We start from the raw sequence: 1,379 nt of genomic DNA on the forward strand, positions 1-1,379 counted from the left end.
GTCCACATCGGCTACTAGACGGTTCAGCAGATCAGCATCGCGCATTGTTGACACTCGGCCTGGGATCAGCGGAGCAAGTTTCTTGAAGAAGAAGATGCGCAAGTCTGTTAGCAACTTAAATGTCGCATTGTGGCTTACAACGCGCTCACCCCAACGGCCAGCTGTTCGTGCCATTGCGGCACCGCGCACGCCAGCACCTGGCAGCATGTAGTTGAAGGTTTCACGCGCAACGGTTAAACCAGCCACTGCTGCTGCGGAGATAAACCAACCAGACAGAGTGAGCAAGCCGATAGATGCAGCAAGTGTTAGGAACGCCAATAGCATACCCAGCGACAAACCGAACCAATGTTTTTTATACAGTTTTAGATAAGGGAGTAAATCACGCATCTAGGTTCCCCTTGTCTGATTCACGCTGCGCTAGGTTGGCAGCTAACATGTCTTTAAACAAACCTTCTTGTGAGGCTAGGGTAGCGTAGTCGCCACGTTGTACGATTTGACCATCTTGCATCACGAGAATTTGTGAAACGTTTTGCAAAGGCGCAAGTTGGTGAGTGATCATCAAGTTAGTGGTGGATTGGGTATACTTATTAATTCCCTCCATCACCAGTTTTTCACTGCGCGCATCTAAGCTTGCTGTTGGTTCGTCAAGCAACCAGAAACGGCCGTTTTGTAGCATTGCTCGCGCAAGTGCAAGACGTTGAGCTTGTCCTACAGATAAACCGCCTGAACGGTCAGAGATTGCGTAATTCAGGCCATGCATTTCAACAAACTCAGCCGCGTAAGAATCGTTGAGCACTGTATTCACTTGTGCGTCTGGAATATCGTGTTTACCAAGCGTGACGTTATCACGAATGCTGCCGTGCAATAACATTGGGTTTTGACCAATCCAGCTGACAGCTTCGCGCCAAGTCGATAGATCAAGTTGAGACAACTCGCAGCCGTTAATTTTTAAACTGCCCTTGTATGGCATAAAGCCAAGAATGGTATTAACCAAACTGGTTTTACCTGCGCCACTTGGGCCAACAAGCGCAGTGCTTTGATTGGCTTCCAATGAAAATGACAGAGGGCCAGCCAATTGTTTCCCTTCAGGGCTGAAAACAACCAAATTTTGAGCTTCGATTTGAATTGGCGTGTTCTGTTCAAGAGATTGAGTTCCATCTTTCACTTGATCGACCTCTAGTTCAAGAAACTCGACAATACTTTCGGCAGCGCCCACCGCTTGTTGCTTCGCGTGATAGAAAGTGCCGAGATCTCGAAGTGGTTGGTAAAACTCAGGAGCTAAAATCAGGATGAACAGGCCAGCAAACAAGGTGACGCCAGCACCGTAGTAACCAAAGTTCAATTCACCGATGTAACTGAAGCCGAAGTAAACCGCAGTA

General features: G+C 47.9%; 1 protein-coding gene and 1 pseudogene. Both read right to left on the bottom strand.

Annotated elements, in window-relative coordinates; translation table 11 throughout:
• Nucleotides 1-387: pseudogene (locus tag R8N46_RS24770) on the bottom strand (cysteine/glutathione ABC transporter ATP-binding protein/permease CydC); the annotation flags it as partial.
• The coding region (locus R8N46_RS24775) for an ATP-binding cassette domain-containing protein (protein WP_318189718.1) at nt 380-1,379 on the bottom strand (1,000 nt) is incomplete at its 5' end. The gene R8N46_RS24775 and the pseudogene R8N46_RS24770, both read right to left, overlap by 8 nt.

Origin of the sequence: Vibrio sp. 1874, from assembly GCF_033344395.1 — a bacterium.
GTDB lineage: Bacteria > Pseudomonadota > Gammaproteobacteria > Enterobacterales > Vibrionaceae > Vibrio > Vibrio alginolyticus.